Source organism: Roseomonas fluvialis (assembly GCF_022846615.1).
Taxonomy (GTDB): Bacteria; Pseudomonadota; Alphaproteobacteria; order Acetobacterales; family Acetobacteraceae; genus Neoroseomonas; species Neoroseomonas fluvialis.
Genome location: NZ_AP025637.1, coordinates 2,408,164 through 2,424,430, shown reverse-complemented (window position 1 = coordinate 2,424,430; position 16,267 = coordinate 2,408,164). Strand labels below are relative to the sequence as shown.

The following is a 16,267-nucleotide window of genomic DNA, read 5'->3' as shown; positions in this document are numbered from 1 at the left end:
CCGCGGCGAGGCTCGCCGGATCGGCTCACGCACAGGGGATGATCATACGGCCACGCCGATTCCGTTGGTCGTTTTCTGTGTCAGCGCTTCAGGGCGAGCCGCTTCGCCGCAGCACCCGTCGCGCGCTTTTCCAAGCGCGACAGCACGTCATCCGGCCAGGCGCCGACGCGGCGCGCGGTGAGGTCCACGCACAGGTACAGGACCTCGTTCTCCGCGGCCTGCCAGCCTTCGGCGGCATGGAACATGGTGTGACGACACAGAAGGCGCTTGGCGTCGAAGGACAGCACCTCGCTATCGAAGGCGAGCGGCGCGCCCTCGGTCACTTCGCGGTTGTAGGCCTGCCAGGACTCGGCCGCGAAGGTCCCCAGGCCGCGGTCACGGAAGCCATCGCCCAGCCCCAGATCCGGCCACAGCGCATCGGTCGCGATGTCGAAGGCCACAAGGTAGTAGGCGAGGTTCATGTGCCGGTAGTGGTCCACCCACCCCGGCAGCACGGTGCAAAGCGGCCGGCGCATTGGGCTCAGTGGATGTCGTCGGACTGCGCCAGCGCTTCCTTCAGCCGATCGATGTTGAAGCCAGGCGCACGCGCCATGTCGAGGATCACCTTCTCCTTGCGCGTCAGCAGGTCGACGGCGGCGGGAATCTTCGTGACCACGTCGTGCGGGATGACGACCGCGCCGTGCAGGTCGGCATGCACCACGTCGTCGTGCTTCACCTGCATGCCGTGGATGGTCACCTCGACGTTCACCGCGACGATGTGGACATGGGCATGCGAGGGGTTCACCACGCCCGCGATGCCCTGGAAGCCGGGGGCGAACATGTCGAGGTCGCGCACTGACCCGTTGGTCACAACGCCCTGCGCGCCGAGGCCCTTGTGCACGGCGGAATTCACCTCGCCCCAGAAGGCGCCGACGCCGGGCGTGTCATCGAGGTCCTGCAGGCAGACCACGGTCGGCAGCGCGGCATCGGCGACGTAGGTGTACCAGGCGATGCGCATGGCCTTGTCGGCGTCCTTGCTGCGGCCCGAGGGGAAGGCTGCGCGCTGCGTGCCGGTGCGCGCCAGGCCGCAGATCGGCGGCAGCTTCGGGAAGACGGCGGTCATCGGCCGCACGGTGAAGCCGTAGCCACGGCGTGCGGGAGCGACGACTTCCAACGCGTTGCAGATGGTGGGCGTGTCCCACTGGCGCAGCGCCTCGAGATCCGCGGCAGTGAAGGGATAGGTCATGGCGTTGGTTCCTCCGTTGCCGGCAGCATCGACCGGCCGCGCGCTGCGGTCAAAGGGGGTCAGTCGGCGCGGACATTGCCGTCGCGGACCACGCGCAGCCAGCGCGCGCGCTCGGCCGTGACCAGCGCCGCGTAGTCGGCCGGCGGGCCGCCGCGCGGGGTGGTGCCGCGTTCGGCGAGCTGGCGGCGCATGGCTGGGTCGGTGAGCGCCGCCTGCGCCGCCGCGGCCATGCGCGCGACCACGGCATCCGACGCGGTCTTGTGCGTGTGCAGGCCGAACCAGGCCTCCGCCTCGAAGCCCTCCATGCCGAATTCGGCGCCGAGTTCGGACAGCGCCGGCACATCGGGCAGGTCCGGCACGCGCGTGCGCGACGTGACGGCCAGCGCGCGCACCGTGCCGGCGCGGATCTGCGGCAGCGCGGTGGGCAGGTTGTCGATCAGTGTATCGACCTCGCCGCCGATCACCGCGGTCATGGCGGGGCCGGCGCCGCGATAGGGCACATGGGTGATGCGCGCGCCGGCCAGCTGGCCGATCAACTCGCCGGTCAGGTGCGTGGAGGTGCCATTGCCGGCGGACGCGAAATTGCGTTCGTTCGGCTTCGCGCGCGCCTCGCGCAGGAAGGCGCGGATGTCGCCATCTGGCACCTTGCGCGGATTGGCGACCAGCACGTTGGGCACGGTCACCAGCAGCGTGACGGCGCGGAAGTCGGCCTCGGGATCATAGGGCAGGTTGCGATACAGCGCCGGGCCGATGGCATGTGAGGCGATCTGGCTGAGGAACAGCCCGTGGTCGTCCCCTTCGCGCGCGAAGCGACCGGCCGCGAGCGTGCTGCCCGCACCCGGCTGGTTCTCGACCACCATGGTGCGGCCGAGCGGGTCGCGCATCGCGGCCGCCATCAGGCGCGCTACCACGTCGGTCGTGCCGCCCGGTGGAAAGGGGCAGACCAGACGCAGGTCGCGGTTGGGCCAGGCGGGCTGCGCGCGCGCCGCGCCGGCAGTGACCGCAGCACCGGCGAGCCCCAGCACGCCGCGGCGGGTCATATCGGTCATGGTGTGTCTCTCCCGGTTGGCCCCGCGAGGATGCTGGCGCGCGCGCCCCCTGTCGAGATGGCGGCGCTGCTGGCACCATGCCGCCCTGGAGGATGCCATGACCCACCCCGACCACGCCCCGCACGATGCCGGTGGCCGCTTCGACGCGCCGATCGCGCAGGAGGACGACCACCAGGCCGCGCATTGGGAAAAGGAAGCCGACGCGCTGCGCATGCTGCTGGCCGACCGCAAGCGGCATTTCTTCACGACCGATGAAAGCCGCCGCGTGCAGGAACAGCTCGACGGCGAGACGTACTGGTCGCTGCCCTACTACCAGCGCTGGATCCACGCGACCTCATCGCTGATCATCGATAAGGGCGTGGTGACGCTTTCGGACCTCGAGGCCGAGGAGGCACGACTGCGCGCCACGGGTGCGCACCGCATCGAGGGCGAGGCCGCCGGCCATCATCACCACGACCACGATCACGATCACGATGACCATCCCTACCAGGAGGATGATGATTCCGGCCTCGATGAGGTCCCGCCGCTGCGGCTGCGCGGCATGGCGCTGCGCAACCTGCTGCTGGCGCGCGGAATCGTCACGGCGGAGGAAATCCGCGCCGAGATCGAACGCATGGACGCCCGCGGCCCCCATAACGGCGCGCGCGTGGTCGCGAAAGCATGGGCGGATGCGGCTTACGCCGCGCGGCTGGCGGCAGATGCGGGGTCCGCGGTGGAGGAATTGGGCCTCGCGCGGGGCGAGACGGTTCTGACGGCGCTGTTCAACACCGACCGACTGCACAACCTGGTCGTGTGCACGCTGTGCTCCTGCTATCCGCGCAGCGTTCTGGGGCGCCCGCCGGCCTGGTATAAATCGCGCGCCTATCGTGCGCGGGCTGTGCGCGACCCGCGCGGCGTGCTGGCGGAATTCGGCACGGTGCTGCCGGAGGGCACGGAGTTGCGCGTGCACGACAGCAATGCGGAGTTGCGGTACCTAGTGGTGCCGGCACGCCCGGCGGGCACGGATGGCTGGGACGAGGCGCGCCTCGCGACGCTGGTGACGCGGGATTCGATGATCGGCGTGACGCCGGCGCGCAGCCCGTAGAATCGCTATCGCGCGCGGCGCTACCCGGCCGGATGGTTCCGTACGATCGGGATGTGCTTCAGCACATGCGTTGCGCGTAGCGGTCGCGCCAGCCTTCGCCGGCGATCCAGCAGCGCAGCGTGTCACCATTGGGCGCCACGCCGCACAGCGCCGTCACGCTGCGCCAGCCCAGCGCCGTCATGCAGGAGATGACCGGCGCGCCGTCCACCGCCGGGTTGTCCAGGATCGGCTTGAGCGTCGGCATGCCGGTGCCGAGCAGGATGATCGCATCCACGCCCGCGCCCGTCATGCCGGCGAGCGCCTCGGCCGCGCTGCCGGCGGACATGGCATAGATCGGGTGGAATGCGGCGTCCGGTGCGGCCGCGGCCACGATGCGCCCCACCGTGAAGCCGCGCGACGCCCAATAGGCCGCGGAGGCTTCCGTGAGGTCGAGCGGATAGGGCGACACCAAGCCGATGCGGCGTGCGCCCAGCGCCTGGAAGGCATCGCAGACCGCCCGCGCGGCGGTGATGAACGGCACGCCCGTGCGCGCCTCGATCCGCGCCACCGCCGCGTCCTCCGCCGCCGCACCGACCAGGTAGGACGCACCGGTGCAGGCGAAGGCGATCGCACCCAGCGGCGCATTCGCGAATTGCGCGACCGCGGCATCGAGGCCATCCACATAGTCCACCAGGCGCGCCGCGATCGTCGGCTTGGGGCTGGTGAGGCGCGCATTCAGCATGGCCATGCGCGGCGGCAACAGGATCCCGAGTTCGGGCTCGACCGTCGTGTTGGCCTGCGGCGTCAGCACGCCGAGCAGTCCTTCCGCACCGTATTCCACCGCCATGATTGACCGTCCCCTCTTCACGCCGGGCATGTCGTGGGCGATATGCCGGCGACGCGCCGCTGAGGATAGACGCATGACGGCAGAACGCGACCCGGTCGCCATCATCGGCGCCGGCCCGGTCGGGCTGGTGCTGGCGCTGCTGCTGGCGCGGGCCGGCATTCCCGCCGTGCTGCTGGAGGCGGAGGGCGACATCAGCGAGGAGCTGCGCGCCTCGACCTTCCATCCGCCGACGCTCGACATGCTCGACGGGTTGGGGCTGGCGGCGCCGCTGATCGCGCAGGGGCTGGTCACGCCGACCTGGCAAATCCGCCGGCACGAGGATGGCGCGCGCGCGGTCTTCGAGCTGGGCGTGATCGCGCCCGACACGGCGCATCCGTATCGGCTGCAGGCGGAACAGTGGAAGCTATCGCGCCTGGTGCTCGCGGACCTGAATCGCGCGGGTGTGGCGCCGCGCTTCGGCTGCGCGGTCGAGGCGCTGACGCAGGATGCCGATGGCGTCACGGTGACCGCGCGAGGCTTCGAGGCCTTCCGCGCGGCCTTCGTGGTCGGCTGCGATGGCGCACGATCGGTAGTGCGGCGCGCGATGGAGATGCCCTTCGCGGGCGATACCTATCCCGAGACCACCATCCTCGCGACCACGCCCTTCGACTTCGGCGCGGTGTTCGATGGCCTGTCCAACGTCAACTACATCTGGACCGAACACCCGACCTTCTCGGGCACCTTTTCCCTGCTGCACGTGCCGGGAAAGTGGCGCGCGAGCCTGCACACCGCGCCGGGCGAGGATGTCGAGGCCGCGCTCACGCCCGAGGCTATCGAGTGCAAGCTGCAGGCGATCCATCCGAAGCCCACGCCGTACGACGTGCCGGACCTGCGCCCATACCGCATCCATCAGCGCATCGTGCAGGACTATCGGCGCGGGCGGATGCTGCTGGCGGGCGATGCGGCGCATCTCAATTCGCCCTCGGGCGGGATGGGGATGAATGGCGGTATCCATGATGCGTTCGAACTCGCCGCGCATCTTGTGCCGGTCTGGCGCGGCGAGGCGGAGGCGGCGCATCTGGATCGCTACACGCGCCGCCGCCGCCCGATCGCCGAGCGCGAGATCATCGCTCAGGCCGACCGCAACCGTGCCCGCATGCGCGAACGCGACCCCGGGCGACGTGCGGCAATGCTGGCCGACCTGCAGGCGACAGCGGGCGATCCTGTCCGCGCCCGCGAACACCTGCTGCGATCGTCCATGATCACCGGCCTGCGTGCCGCCGCCGCGGTCGAATGAAGGGTCACGCCATGAAGCGCCGCTCGGTTCTCGCCTCGCTGTTCGCCACACCTGCCATCGCGCAGACGCAAGCCTGGGCGCCGAGCCGCCCGGTGCGCCTGGTGGTGCCCTTCCCGCCCGGCGGCGCGACCGACGTGGTGGCGCGCCTTGTCGCGCAGCGCATGGGCACGGCGCTCGGCCAGCCCGTGGTGGTCGAAAACCGCGCTGGCGCCGGCGGGACGGTCGGCAGCGACTTCGTCGCCAAGAGCACGCCGGACGGGCACACGCTGGTGGTCTCCAACATCGCCAGCCATGGCGTCGGGCCGAGCGTCTATCGCGCCCTGCCCTATGATGCGATGCGCGACTTCACGCATATCGCGCTGCTGGCCGCGATCCCGAATGTGCTGATCGTCAATGCCGCACGCCCGGAGCGCAGCGTGGCAGACTTCATTGCGACCGCGCGGCTCGACCCGGGCGGTGTGCGCGTGGCCTCGCCCGGCAATGGATCGTCGAGCCATGTCACCCAGGAATTGTTCAAGCGCCTGGCCAATATCGAACTGACGCATGTGCCCTATCGCGGCAGTGGACCGGCCTTCAACGACATCGTCGCCAACCAGATCGAAGGCATGATCACCACGCTGCAGGAGGCCGGGCGCAACGAGCGTGTGCGCATCCTGGCGGTGATGAGCCGCGAGCGTGTTCCCGGCTGGCCCGACGTGCCCACCATCGTGGAGCAGGGCTTCCCCGACCTGGTGGCCTCCACCTGGTTCGGGCTGTCCGGTCCCGCCGGCCTGCCCGCCCCGGTGGCCGACCGGCTGCATGCCGAGGCAATAGCGGCGCTGGCCGCGTCGGATGTGGCGCAGCGGCGCGCGGAGATCGGCGCGCAGTCCCCACCGCTTTCGCGCGCCGACTATACCGCCTTCGTCGCCGCCGAGATCGCGCGCTGGTCGGAGGTGGTGCGCGTCTCAGGCGCGCGCGTGGACTAGAGCCGGTCCCGATCGGATGGAAGCATCTGACCCGGTCAGCACGCTCGTGAGAACGAGAGCTGGGGGCATTCCCGCAAGCCGGGTCGAGCGGAGGCGGCTCTAGCGGGCGAGCGCGCGCCAGACGCTCTCGGGCGTGAGCGGCATGTCGATGTGCGACACACCCAGCGCGTCGCACACCGCCGAGACGATCGCCGGCGGCGCGCCGCAGGCCCCACCCTCCCCCGCGCCCTTCACGCCGAGGTCGTTGGACGGGTTCGGCACGATGTTGAGGCCGAGCTTGAACGCCGGCGCGTCGTTCGCGCGCGGCATGCAGTAGTCCTGGAAGGTGGCGGTGAGGAACTGGCCGCTCTCGTCGTCGTAGCGCGCGTGCTCGAGCATGGCCTGGCCGATGCCGGACATGATGCCGCCATGGCACTGACCGTGCACGAGCATCGGGTTGATCACCACGCCGACGTCATCGACCGCGGCGTAGTTGACCAGCGCGACCTCGCCGGTGTCGGGGTCGATCTCGACCTCGGCCACGTGGCAGCCATTCGGGAAGTTGCACTCGGTGTCGCGGGTGTAGGTGAGGTTCTCGTCGAGGCCAGGGGCTTCGCCGTCCGGCAGGCGCGCCGGGTCATGCGCGGCGGCGACTACGGCGGGCCAGTCCACCGAGAGGTCGGTGCCGGCCACGCTGAAGCGGCCATCGGCGAATTCGATGTCGGCCACGCCGGCTTCCAGCAGATGGGCCGCGATGCGCCTGGCCTTGTCCAGCACAAGGGTCGCGGTGCGGCTGATCGCCACGCCGCCCATTTGCGACGACCGCGATCCACCCGTGCCGGCACCCTTCTGCACGACCTCCGTATCGCCCTGGATCAGGTCGATGCTGTCGTAGGGGATGCCGAGCTTCTCGCTCAGCACCTGCGCATAGGCGGTCTCGTGGCCCTGGCCGTGGCTGAATGTGCCGACAGTCAGCTTCGCGCGGCCCTCGGGCGTGAGGGCCACGCGCGCCCATTCGAAGGGCTGGCCGCCGGAGGCCTCGATGAAATAGCCCAGCCCGATGCCGCGCTTCCTGCCGCGTGCGGCGGCATCCGCGCGGCGCTGCTGGAAGCCTGACCAGTCGGCCAGGCGCAGGGCCATCTCCTGCGTCTCCTCGAAGCGACCGGAATCGATCACGTTGCCGGCGGCATTCGCGTAGGGGATCTGTTCGGGCTTCACGTAGTTGCGCCGGCGGATCTCGTCGCGCCCGATGCCGAAGGCGATGGCCCCCTGGTCGAGCAGGCGTTCCAGCACATAGGCCGTCTCCGGCCGTCCCGCGCCGCGATAGGCGTCGGTGGATACCGTGTTGGTGAAGACGCAGCGCACCTGCACGTTCAGCGCCTGGATGTCATAGACCGTGCCGTTGATGCGCCCGCCCGCGAGTGTCGGGATGCGTGGGCCGAAATCCAGCAGATAGGCGCCCATCGCCGCGGTGGTGCGGATGCGCACGCCGGTCATCTTCGCATTCGCATCGAAGGCCATGTCAGCCTGGGTGACGTGGTCGCGGCCGTGAGGGTCGGACAGGAAGGTCTCGGTGCGCCCGGCCCGCCACTTCACCGGCCGGCCGAGGCGCTGCGCGGCCCAGAGCACCATCGCGGATTCCGGAAACAGCTTGCCACGCAAGCCGAAGCCGCCGCCGACATCAGGGGAGATCACGCGGACCTTTTCGAGCGGCACCTTGAAGGCGTATTTCGCGAGGGACTCTCGGACCTTGATCACGCCTTGCGTCGGCGAGGTGAGCGTCCAGCGTTCGCCGTCCCATTCGCCAATCGCGACGCGCGGTTCCATCGGATTGCCGACCAGGCGGTTCTGCACGAGTTCCACGCTGACGGTGCGATGCGCTGTGGCGAAGGCGGCGTCGGCCTGCTCCGCACGGCCGCTGTCCCAGTGGACACAGAGGTTGCTGCCGTTCTGCTCCCAGATCACCGGCGCGTCGGGATCGAGTGCGCGGGCGGTCTCGGTGATGCTGGGCAGGATGTCATAGTCGATGGCGATGAGTTCGCAGGCATCCAGCGCCTGTTCGCGGGTCTCCGCCACCACCAGCGCGACGGGGTCGCCGACGTAGCGCACACGGTCGGTCTGCAGGATGCGCCGCGGCGGGCAGAACAGCGGCTTGTCCTTGCCAGGCACGTCGACATGCACGGGCAGCAGGCCGATCCCGTCGGCATCCGCGTCATGGCCGGTCAGCACCGCCAGCACGCCGGGCGCAGCCAGCGCCTCCGTCACATCCATCGAGACGATGCGCGCATGGGCGTGTGGCGAGCGCAGGATGGCGGCATGGGCCTGGCCGGGCTTGTCGATGTCGTCGGTGTAGGTGCCGCGCCCGGTCAGCAGGCGCAGGTCTTCCTTCCGCCGCACGGGCTGGCCGATGCCGAACTTGTCCATGGTGCTGGTCCCGAGAGTAAAAGCGCCCGATAGATGACAGGCGACGCCGCCTTGTCCAGGGGGTCAGCTCAGCGCGGCGAGCGCATCCGCGACGGTGGTGACCGCTGCGACGGGGCGCAGGCCCTCGACGGCGGCGTCGTGGATCGCCGGCGCGAAGGCGGCACAGCCGTCTTCCAGCAGCGTCACGTCGAATTCCCGCACGTGCGCGCCGCGCACGGTGGAGGCGACGCCGCCATTGGTCACGATGCCCGCGACCTGCAGGCGCGTCACGCCGGCGCGCCGCAGCACCCATTCCAGCCGGCTGTTCCAGAAGGCGTCGTAGCCGAGCTTCTCCACCGCCAGGTCCGACGGCGCGAGGTCATCCACCAACGCATGACCCCAGGATCCCGGCGCGAAATCGCCCTTGCCGAGGAAGGGGCGCATCTGGCGCAGGTGGTCGGCGATGAAGGGCTCGCCCCCCTTCCCCGGCACCAGCGTGAAATGCGTGGAGACGATCCAGCCGCCTTTCGCTCGCAGCGCATCGGCCAGCGGCTTCAGGCGCGCCGGCAGCGCGGCGATGGCCGGTGCGGATTGGCCGGCACGGCCATAGGCGCCCTCCGGATGGATGAAGTCGTTCTGCAGGTCGCACAGCAGCAGCGCGGTGGTGTCGTGCATCACAGGCCCAGATAGGTGCGTTGCAGATGCGGGTCGGCGCGCACCTGCGCCGCCGTGCCGCTGATGGCGAAGGCGCCGTTCTCGAGAACATGCGCGTCATCCGCGACATCGAGGCTCTGCGCCACGTTCTGCTCGACCAGCATGATCGCCAGGCCATCGGCGTGCAGGCGGCGGATCAGCGCGAACATCTCCTCGACCAGCAGCGGCGAGAGGCCGAGCGAGGGCTCGTCGAGGATCAGCAGCCGCGGTTCCGCCATCATGCCCCGGCCGATCGCCAGCATCTGCTGTTCCCCGCCAGAGAGCGTGCCGGCGAATTGCCGCGCACGTTCGCGCAGGCGCGGGAAGGTGTCGAAGACGCGGTCCATGTTGCGCGCGCGGTTGGCACCCGCGCGGCGATAGGCGCCGAGGTCGAGGTTTTCCCGCACGCTCAGGTTCGGGAAGATCTTGCGGCCTTCCGGCACATGCACGAGCCCGGCCGCGGCGATGGCGGGCGGCGAGAGCCCGTCGATGCGCTGCCCCTCGAAGGTGATGGACCCGGCGCGCGCCTTCACCAGGCCGCTGATGGTCATGTTCAGCGTGGTCTTGCCAGCGCCATTCGCACCCAGCACCGCCACGATGCGTCCGGCGGGGACGGACAGGTCCACGCCGCGCAGCACGGTGACCAGGCCGTAGCCGGCCTCGAGGCCGCGGATCTCAAGCATGGGCGCCGCCCTGCAGCCGCGCGGCCGCGCCGTGGCCGAGATAGGCCTCGATCACCTGCGGCGCGGCGACCACTTCCGCTGGCGTGCCGGAGCAGATGATGCGTCCCTGTGCCAGGACGTGCACGCGCTCGCACAGGTTCATCACGGCCTGCATAACGTGTTCGATCATCAGCACGGTCACGCCTGAGTCGCGGATCGCGCGGACTACGGGGACGATGTCGCGGACCTCGGAGGGGTTCAGACCCGCCAGCACTTCATCGAGCAGCACCAGCTTCGGGCGCGTGGCCAGCGCGCGCGCCACTTCCAGGCGCTTGCGCCCGGCCACCGTCAACGCGGCGGCGGGCTTGTCGAGCTGGTCCGTCAAGCCGACCTGCGCCGCGACCTGTTCAGCGACAGCCAGAGCGGCGGCGCGCCGGCTTTCGCGCAGGAAGGCGCCGACGGCGATGTTCTCGCGCACCGACAGCCCGGCGAAGGGCTGCACGATCTGGAAGGTGCGCGCGAGGCCCATACGCGCCAGGTCGTGCGGCTTGCGGCCGGTGATGTCTTCGCCTTCCAGCATCACCAGGCCCGAGGTCGGCGTCTCGAAGCCCGCCACCACGGCAAACAGCGTGGTCTTGCCTGCGCCGTTCGGGCCGATCAGGCCGGTGATGGAGCCCTCCGCGACGTCCAGCGTCGCGTCGTTCACCGCGACCAACCCGCCGAAGCGCTTGGTGATGCCGCGCACGGCCAGGAAGGCGGGGTCGGGGCCGGTGCCGGTCATCGCCGCCACCGCTTCAGCAGGCCGGGGATGTCGCGCGGCGGGAAGCGCACGACCAGGATCAGCACGATTCCGAAGACCACCAGGTCGATGCCCGGGATGCGCCCGGCGATGGTCTTGGTCGCCTCCGCCAGCCCGTGCAGGATCACGGCGCCGAGCAGCGGGCCGAAGACCGTGCCGGCACCGCCGACGATGGGCGCGAGCAGCGCCTCGACCGAGATCCAGGTGCCGTAGGCAATCTGCGCGTCGAGGTAGAGGAAGTACTGCGCGTAGAGCCCGCCCGCCGCCCCCGTCATGCCCGCAGACAACACGATGGCACGCAGCTTGACCGCCAGCACGTCGACGCCGAGCGCCTGGGCCGCGGCTTCGTTCTCCCGCACCGCGACCAGCTGCGCGCCGAGGCGGGAGCGTTCCAGCGCAAGCGTGGCGAGCAGCGCGAGCGTCACCAGCGCCGCCGCGACCCACAGGAAGGTTCCGCGTTCGGCAAACTGGAAATTCATCGGGTCGGCGCGCAGGCGGATCAGGATGCCGGCCGCGCCGCCGGTGACCTCCGAGGCATTCGCCAGCACGCGGAACACTTCGGCGAAGGCCAGCGTCACCAGCGCGAAATACGACCCGCGCAGCCCGGATCGGAACGCCATGAAGCCGATCGCCAGCCCGACCAGCGCCGCCAGCGCGATGCCGGCCGCGAAGGCCGGATAGGCGTTCATCCCATAGCGCACCTGCAGGATCGCCGTGAGATACGCCCCCGTGCCGAAGAAAGCCGCATGGCCGAAGGAATACTGCCCGCCATAGCCACCGAGCAGGTTCCACCCCTGCGCGGCCAGCGCGATGATCAGCGTGAAGACCAGGAAGTTCAGCACCACGTTGCTGGTGACGAACAGCGGCACGCAGGCCGCCAGCAGCGCGAAGACGGCGATCGGCAGCAGGTCCCGACCGGTCATGCCCGCGCCCCGAACAGGCCCGTGGGGCGCACCAGTAGCACCAGGATGAAGATCAGGAAGATGCCGATCTGGCCCAGGCTCTCACCGAGATACAGGCCGCTCAGGCTCTCCACCACGCCGATCACCAGCCCGCCGACCAGCGCGCCCACCACCGACCCCATGCCGCCCAGCACCACGATGGTGAAGGCCACCAGCACGAAGGCATTGCCCACCCGCGGCGAGACATAGAACGACGGCAGCAGCAGCGCCGCCGAGATCGCCAGGCACGCGGTGCCGATCCCGAAGGTCACGGCGTAGATATGCGCGACGTCGATGCCCACCAGCGCCGCCCCGGTGCGTTCCTTCGCCACCGCGCGGATCGCCTTGCCGGTCGCGGTGAAGCGCATCAGCACGAACAGCGCGATGCCCACCAGGATGGTCGCGCCGAAGCCGATGACGCGCGGGTAGGACAGCAGCGCCGGGCCGAACTCGATAACCTCCATCGCATAGGGCACGTCGATGCTGCGCGTGTCGGATCGGAACACCGCCAGCATCAAGTTCTCGATGATGATGGACAGGCCGAGCGTCACCAGCAGAATGTTCTCGTCCTTGCCCCGGCTGGCCGGGCCGATCACCAGGCGCTGCACCAGGTACCCCACGCCGAAGAACAGCGCGGCCAGGGGCAACGCCGCGACATAGGGGTCCACGCCGAAGGACGCGCGCGCCACATAGGCGGCATACATTGCCGCCGTCAGCAGCGCGCCATGAGCGAAGTTGATGATATGCAGCACGCCGTAGACCAGCGTGAGGCCGAGCGCCACCAGCCCATAGACGGCCCCAGTCAGGAGGCCGTTCAGCACGGCCTCCAGGATGATGTCCGGCGGGAAGCCCACGCTCAGCCAGTGACGGGATAAACGGGCTGCGCGTCGGCGAAATCGCGGGGGAAGATCACCTTGATGTCGCCGCCCTGCACCTGCGTGTTGACCGGTGCGCCAGCCTGGTTCTGGCCATTGACGAAGCGCGTCGGGCCATAGGGCATGATGTGCTTCGTGAAGGCGCCATCGGTCGCGGCCAGCGCGGTGGTCAGCGCGGCGCGGTCGTTGCGCCCGGCGCGCTCCAGCGCATCGGCCACGAGCATCACCGCGGAGTAGTTCAACGGCACGTTATACAGCCAGAAGCGGTTCTGCGCCTCGACAGCGCGGCGCAATTCCGCGGTGCGCGGCTTGCGCGGGTCGGGCCAGTGGTTGCAGTCCATCACCAGGTTCGCCGCATCGGGGAATTCGCGCACGAAGCGATAGTTGGACGCAGCACCATTCAGCACGCAGTAGATGCCCTTCGGGCGGATGCGCTGCTGCTGCATGGTGCGACTGAGCAGCACGAATTCCGCATAGTACGACGACGGGATCACCAGGTCCGGCCGCAGCGACCGGATGCGCAGCGCGACGTTGTTCATGTCGCGCGCCGGGGTCGGGTGGGCGATGGTCTCGAGCACCTCGAAGCCGCGCTTGGGGAGTTCGGTGTTCAGCAGCCGCGCCATGCCCGAGCCGAACAGCCCGTCCTCATGCACGATCACCACGGTGCGCGACGGCTTGCCCGCCGCGTCGTTCAGCGCAACCAGGTTGTCGAGCGCGGTCTGCGTCACCACGCCGAAGCCGGGGCCGAAGCGGAAGGTGTTGCTGAGGCCGCGGCTGACGATCTGGTCGGACACGCCGACATCGACCACATAGGGGAGATCGTAGCGCGACGCCGCCTGCGAGGCCGCGAGGCAGATCGGGCTGGCGAAGCCGCCGACGATGGCGGTGACGCCCTCGGCCTGCATCTTCTCGACCTCGGCGACGCCACCCTCGGGGTTCGACCGCGCATCTCCGAACACCGTCTCGATGCGCGCACCGCCCAAGGCGCGGATGCCGCCGCCGGCGTTGATCTCGGCGATTGCGAGTTCGGCGCCGAGACGCCCGTATTCGCCATCCTGCGATAAAGCGCCGGTGACCGGCTGGAGGATGCCCAGCTTCACCGCGGGCGCCTGAGCGCCTGCCACGAGTGGCGCGCCAAGCACGCCGGCGCCGCCGAGCATCAGGCTGCGCCGCGCGATCCTGTTCGTCGACATGATCCTGCTCCCATTATGGCCGCCCTGAGCCGGGCGGTATCGATGCCGCGTTCTGGCGCCTGGACGGCCCCGACGCAAGGCGTGGACTATTCCGGACGGAGAACGCGGAATGCATGGCGTTCCAGGAAATCGACCCTGGCCGCGATGTCGTCCACCGCGCAGATCATCGCGCAGGTCACGCCGGCCCCGGCGATGCGGCTATCAGGCCGCTCGGGCGTACCGAGCGCGACCCCCTTGCCGCCATCGATCTCGACCAGGATCTCGCGGCCAGGCTCCGCGACCTCGATCACACAGGTCTGCGGCGCATAGGCCGTGAGTGCGACACTCACGAAGGCCGGCGGCGCGGCATTCACACCGAAGGCGCGCAGACCGACCGTGACAGCCGAAGCCGGGCCAAGCAGCCCGAGATAGACGCGCACCGGCCCAATCGGCGCGTCCTCGGGCAGCGTCAACCGCAATCGCGCCACACCGGGGCGCGTCCAGACGCCCCAATGCTCGCGCGCGCACCAGTTCAGCCCGTCGCGCATCAGGTCGCTGACGGCCTTGGCCCGGCTTGGCTGGCCCCCGCCCTGCAGGCCCAGGGCATAGGTCTCGCCGGGGACCAGCGCCATGCGCTGCGTCGAGGCGGGCTTGCCGGCATGCGCGGCGACCTCGCGCATGACCTGGTCCGCGACATCGCCCCAGCTGCGCAGGCGCGCGGAAGTGGCGATGTTCGCTTCGCGGCGCTCGCGTTCCGCCGTGTCGAAGATCAACATCTCGAGCTGTGCCACCAGGTCGGGCTCGTTCATCGACTCGAAGTAGACGGCAGCATCTCCGCCGGCCTCGGTCAGCGACGTGTTGCGCGCGACCAGCGGCACGCGGCCGAAGGACAGGCTTTCGGTGACCGGCAGGCCCCAGCCCTCGTAGAAACTGTTCGTGACGGTGAACATCGCGCGATCATACAGCGCGGCGAGCGCCACGTCGGGCACTCCATGCGCGATCGAGACCTTGGCCTGCAGCGCTGGCGATCGCTGCCACAGCGTCATTGCCGCCTCGGCCAGCCAGCCGGCCTTCCCGATGCACACCAGGCGCGGCACGCGTGCGGCGCCGTGCTTGCGCAGCAGCGTTAGCCAAGCGTGGAATAGCATCAGATGGTTCTTGCGGCTCTCGATCGTACCGACGCACAGCACGAAGGGCTCGTGCGCGGCCGGCAGGTCGGGGCGCTCCGGCCAGTCATGCTGGGTCGTCGGTCCCAACTCGCGCCGCAGATCCGCGTCGAGGCGCACCACGGTCACGTCGAATTGGCGCTGCGGGGCCACTTCGCGCGCCAGGCGGCGGGCATCGGCGGCCGACCATTCCGAGATGGCGAGAGCGGAATCCGAGAGCGCGACCATGCCAGAGAACCAGTCCGCGAATTGTTCGACCAGCAGCTGCTGGCAGTGTTCGGGTGCAACCAGCGGAATGCAGTCGTAGATCAGCGGCACGTAGCGTACGCCGTAGAGCCGCGCGGCGTTGCGCACCCGCAGAAAGTAGTCCGGGATCCACCAGGATGTGCCGAGGTTCACCAGGCTTGCCCCCGGCGCGAAGGCGAACTCTTCGCCGCCCTGCAGCGCCGCCTCGAGCGTGGCAATCGCCTCTGCCCAGTCCGGCGCCAGCGGGTCGCCGCCGATCCGCGACAGACGCCATAGGCGCAGGAACAGGTCGCGTCTGATCTCGCGCCACCCGCCCGAGGCGGTATCGAAGGCGACCGCAACCGTAGCCACGCCTTCGATCGGGTCGAGCAGGGCCCGCGCAGTGATGCTGAGCTGCACGCGCTGGATGCCGGTGGGCGTCCGATCAGAACGGAAATACGCCATCAGGTCGGAGGTGTCGAAGACCACCTGAACCGCCTGGCCAGGTGTTGGCGGCGATAGCACCATTGGCGAGGCGAGGCGCGACAGGGCGGCGGCCTCGCGCGAGGCTTCCTCGTTCGCCGGGTCGAGCTCCAGCGCGCGAGCATAGGACCGCCAGGCCTGCGCGGCATTGCCGGTGAGCTTCAGCGCATGGCCGATCTGCAGGTGGATGTCGGGGTTGTTGGCTGCCAGTGCTTCCGCCGCGCGATAGGCAACCAGCGCTGCCGACGGGTCGCCTGATTCCTTCAGGCAGTGGCCGAGCTGGAGCTGCGCGCGCCAATCCTCGGGGTTCCGTTCAAGGTGGCGACGATAGGCGGTGGCCGCGGCATCCCACAGGCGCTGGTCGCGCAGCGCATCGGCCTGGCGGAGCCGGTCATCGGGGGTTGGGTCCTGGCGTTGCCCGTCCATGCATGTCCTCGTGGAGCC

The 16,267-nt window shown here is 69.8% G+C and carries 15 protein-coding genes; 3 read left to right on the top strand and 12 right to left on the bottom strand.

The window, feature by feature from the left end; translation table 11 throughout:
• Positions 1 to 80 precede the first annotated feature (80 nt).
• From MWM08_RS11720 to MWM08_RS11710, 3 genes are read right to left on the bottom strand one after another with little or no spacing between them, the layout of a single operon-like run.
• A complete protein-coding gene (locus MWM08_RS11720; protein WP_244459625.1) occupies positions 81 to 515 on the bottom strand; it encodes a thioesterase family protein in 435 nt (144 codons plus the stop codon).
• Between the two features lie 5 nt (positions 516 to 520).
• On the bottom strand, positions 521 to 1,225 hold the full coding sequence (locus MWM08_RS11715; protein ID WP_244459624.1) for an RraA family protein: 705 nt from the start codon (positions 1,223 to 1,225) through the stop codon (positions 521 to 523).
• 59 nt (positions 1,226 to 1,284) lie between these two features.
• On the bottom strand, positions 1,285 to 2,274 hold the full coding sequence (locus MWM08_RS11710) for a Bug family tripartite tricarboxylate transporter substrate binding protein (RefSeq protein WP_244459623.1): 990 nt from the start codon (positions 2,272 to 2,274) through the stop codon (positions 1,285 to 1,287).
• A gap of 97 nt (positions 2,275 to 2,371) precedes the next feature.
• Between MWM08_RS11710 and MWM08_RS11705 the strand changes: the two genes are divergently transcribed.
• Complete coding sequence (locus MWM08_RS11705) at positions 2,372 to 3,358, top strand: nitrile hydratase subunit alpha (protein ID WP_244459622.1); 987 nt, start codon at positions 2,372 to 2,374, stop codon at positions 3,356 to 3,358.
• 58 nt (positions 3,359 to 3,416) lie between these two features.
• Here the strand turns inward: MWM08_RS11705 and MWM08_RS11700 are convergent, their stop codons facing one another.
• Positions 3,417 to 4,214, bottom strand: a complete 798-nt coding sequence (locus MWM08_RS11700) for a maleate cis-trans isomerase family protein (protein WP_244459621.1) — start codon at positions 4,212 to 4,214, stop codon at positions 3,417 to 3,419.
• A 43-nt stretch (positions 4,215 to 4,257) separates the two neighbouring features.
• Between MWM08_RS11700 and MWM08_RS11695 the strand changes: the two genes are divergently transcribed.
• Both MWM08_RS11695 and MWM08_RS11690 read left to right on the top strand, forming a co-directional pair.
• Positions 4,258 to 5,460 (top strand): FAD-dependent oxidoreductase, encoded by a 1,203-nt coding sequence (locus tag MWM08_RS11695; RefSeq protein WP_244459620.1) that lies wholly within the window; start codon positions 4,258 to 4,260, stop codon positions 5,458 to 5,460.
• Between the two features lie 11 nt (positions 5,461 to 5,471).
• Positions 5,472 to 6,425 carry a Bug family tripartite tricarboxylate transporter substrate binding protein gene (locus tag MWM08_RS11690; RefSeq protein ID WP_244459619.1) on the top strand — a complete coding sequence of 318 codons (954 nt, stop codon included), beginning with the start codon at positions 5,472 to 5,474 and terminating at the stop codon, positions 6,423 to 6,425.
• A gap of 99 nt (positions 6,426 to 6,524) precedes the next feature.
• On the opposite strand, the gene MWM08_RS11685 is transcribed toward MWM08_RS11690, so the two are convergent.
• The 8 genes from MWM08_RS11685 to MWM08_RS11650 all read right to left on the bottom strand — a co-directional run bounded on the left by MWM08_RS11685 (position 6,525) and on the right by MWM08_RS11650 (position 16,249).
• Entirely contained in the window at positions 6,525 to 8,828 is a 2,304-nt protein-coding gene (locus MWM08_RS11685; RefSeq protein ID WP_244459618.1) for a xanthine dehydrogenase family protein molybdopterin-binding subunit, read from the bottom strand.
• A gap of 63 nt (positions 8,829 to 8,891) precedes the next feature.
• Positions 8,892 to 9,482, bottom strand: a complete 591-nt coding sequence (locus tag MWM08_RS11680; protein ID WP_244459617.1) for a cysteine hydrolase family protein — start codon at positions 9,480 to 9,482, stop codon at positions 8,892 to 8,894.
• Entirely contained in the window at positions 9,482 to 10,183 is a 702-nt protein-coding gene (locus tag MWM08_RS11675) for an ABC transporter ATP-binding protein (RefSeq protein ID WP_244459616.1), read from the bottom strand. Before MWM08_RS11675 ends, MWM08_RS11680 begins: the two co-directional genes overlap by 1 nt.
• Positions 10,176 to 10,943 carry an ABC transporter ATP-binding protein gene (locus MWM08_RS11670; protein ID WP_244459615.1) on the bottom strand — a complete coding sequence of 256 codons (768 nt, stop codon included), beginning with the start codon at positions 10,941 to 10,943 and terminating at the stop codon, positions 10,176 to 10,178. The genes MWM08_RS11675 and MWM08_RS11670 overlap by 8 nt, the downstream gene beginning before the upstream one ends.
• Positions 10,940 to 11,884, bottom strand: a complete 945-nt coding sequence (locus MWM08_RS11665) for a branched-chain amino acid ABC transporter permease (protein WP_244459614.1) — start codon at positions 11,882 to 11,884, stop codon at positions 10,940 to 10,942. Before MWM08_RS11665 ends, MWM08_RS11670 begins: the two co-directional genes overlap by 4 nt.
• Positions 11,881 to 12,723: a branched-chain amino acid ABC transporter permease gene (locus tag MWM08_RS11660; protein WP_244459613.1), complete on the bottom strand. Its 843-nt coding sequence runs from the start codon at positions 12,721 to 12,723 to the stop codon at positions 11,881 to 11,883. Before MWM08_RS11660 ends, MWM08_RS11665 begins: the two co-directional genes overlap by 4 nt.
• 35 nt (positions 12,724 to 12,758) lie before the next feature.
• On the bottom strand, positions 12,759 to 13,970 hold the full coding sequence (locus MWM08_RS11655) for an ABC transporter substrate-binding protein (protein ID WP_244459612.1): 1,212 nt from the start codon (positions 13,968 to 13,970) through the stop codon (positions 12,759 to 12,761).
• 86 nt (positions 13,971 to 14,056) lie between these two features.
• Positions 14,057 to 16,249, bottom strand: coding sequence for a glycosyltransferase family 4 protein (locus MWM08_RS11650; protein ID WP_244459611.1), 2,193 nt, complete (start codon positions 16,247 to 16,249; stop codon positions 14,057 to 14,059).
• Positions 16,250 to 16,267: the final 18 nt, after the last annotated feature.

Excerpts from the sequence above, each read along its gene's own strand:
- MWM08_RS11700 (WP_244459621.1), bottom strand. The coding sequence starts at position 4,214 with ATGCCCGGCGTGAAGAGGGGACGGTCAATCATGGCGGTGGAATACGGT.
- MWM08_RS11690 (WP_244459619.1), top strand. The coding sequence starts at position 5,472 with ATGAAGCGCCGCTCGGTTCTCGCCTCGCTGTTCGCCACACCTGCCATC.
- MWM08_RS11705 (WP_244459622.1), top strand. The coding sequence starts at position 2,372 with ATGACCCACCCCGACCACGCCCCGCACGATGCCGGTGGCCGCTTCGAC.
- MWM08_RS11695 (WP_244459620.1), top strand. The coding sequence starts at position 4,258 with ATGACGGCAGAACGCGACCCGGTCGCCATCATCGGCGCCGGCCCGGTC.
- MWM08_RS11670 (WP_244459615.1), bottom strand. The coding sequence starts at position 10,943 with ATGACCGGCACCGGCCCCGACCCCGCCTTCCTGGCCGTGCGCGGCATC.
- MWM08_RS11650 (WP_244459611.1), bottom strand. The coding sequence starts at position 16,249 with ATGGACGGGCAACGCCAGGACCCAACCCCCGATGACCGGCTCCGCCAG.
- MWM08_RS11675 (WP_244459616.1), bottom strand. The coding sequence starts at position 10,183 with ATGCTTGAGATCCGCGGCCTCGAGGCCGGCTACGGCCTGGTCACCGTG.
- MWM08_RS11710 (WP_244459623.1), bottom strand. The coding sequence starts at position 2,274 with ATGACCGATATGACCCGCCGCGGCGTGCTGGGGCTCGCCGGTGCTGCG.
- MWM08_RS11655 (WP_244459612.1), bottom strand. The coding sequence starts at position 13,970 with ATGTCGACGAACAGGATCGCGCGGCGCAGCCTGATGCTCGGCGGCGCC.
- MWM08_RS11685 (WP_244459618.1), bottom strand. The coding sequence starts at position 8,828 with ATGGACAAGTTCGGCATCGGCCAGCCCGTGCGGCGGAAGGAAGACCTG.
- MWM08_RS11715 (WP_244459624.1), bottom strand. The coding sequence starts at position 1,225 with ATGACCTATCCCTTCACTGCCGCGGATCTCGAGGCGCTGCGCCAGTGG.
- MWM08_RS11665 (WP_244459614.1), bottom strand. The coding sequence starts at position 11,884 with ATGACCGGTCGGGACCTGCTGCCGATCGCCGTCTTCGCGCTGCTGGCG.
- MWM08_RS11720 (WP_244459625.1), bottom strand. The coding sequence starts at position 515 with ATGCGCCGGCCGCTTTGCACCGTGCTGCCGGGGTGGGTGGACCACTAC.
- MWM08_RS11680 (WP_244459617.1), bottom strand. The coding sequence starts at position 9,482 with ATGCACGACACCACCGCGCTGCTGCTGTGCGACCTGCAGAACGACTTC.